This window comes from Streptosporangium nondiastaticum (genome assembly GCF_003011965.1).
GTDB lineage: Bacteria > Actinomycetota > Actinomycetes > Streptomycetales > Streptomycetaceae > Streptomyces > Streptomyces nondiastaticus.
The window spans coordinates 1-535 of record NZ_PXWG01000345.1 but is presented as its reverse complement, the minus strand read 5'-3'; the positions used below and the strand labels follow the sequence as shown (position 1 = coordinate 535).

The following is a 535-nucleotide window of genomic DNA, read 5'->3' as shown; positions in this document are numbered from 1 at the left end:
GTCCCGCCCGCCGTCGTGACGAGGTCATGGCGGAGTGGGAGGCGTTGCGGGATCGGGTCGGGTTCCGGGAGTTCGCCGCCCGGATGGGGATGCGCTACACGACGTGGGAGCGGATGTTCGAGCGCGCCCGTGAGGTCGGGGACCCGCGTGCGGTGCGTCGGGAAGACGCCAGGAGGTGCGCAGCATGAGCCGGCTACTCCCCCTTGACGCGGCGGCGCACATTGCGGAGATGTTCGCGGGATCGGCCAACGACTCTGGCGATCTCCGTCTGGTTCTCGCCTGCGTCCATAGCCTCGACGATGAGCAGGTTGAGTCTCTGCTCGCTGCGCTTGTGGGCTGCTGCGTGCCGGATCAGCCGAGCCATCACGGGCTGCTCCTCTCTGCCCACGAGAACACCATGCTTCCTTGGGTCGATCTTAGCAGTGAGCAGGGTAAACCCGAGTTGACACCGGGCCCCGTTACTGCCAAGATTTTGTGCAATCAGGTGACGTACTCCCGGCTCAGTTACCAGGCCGGACCGGGAGTACGCCGCACC

At 66.0% G+C, this 535-nt stretch carries 2 protein-coding genes; both read left to right on the top strand.

What is annotated here, in order from left to right; all coding sequences use genetic code 11:
• On the top strand, positions 1–188 hold a 188-nt coding region (locus tag B7P34_RS39180; RefSeq protein WP_223268626.1), incomplete at its 5' end, for a hypothetical protein.
• Positions 185–535 (top strand): hypothetical protein (locus tag B7P34_RS39175; RefSeq protein WP_223268625.1); only part of this gene is annotated, 351 nt, incomplete at its 3' end. The genes B7P34_RS39180 and B7P34_RS39175, both read left to right, overlap by 4 nt.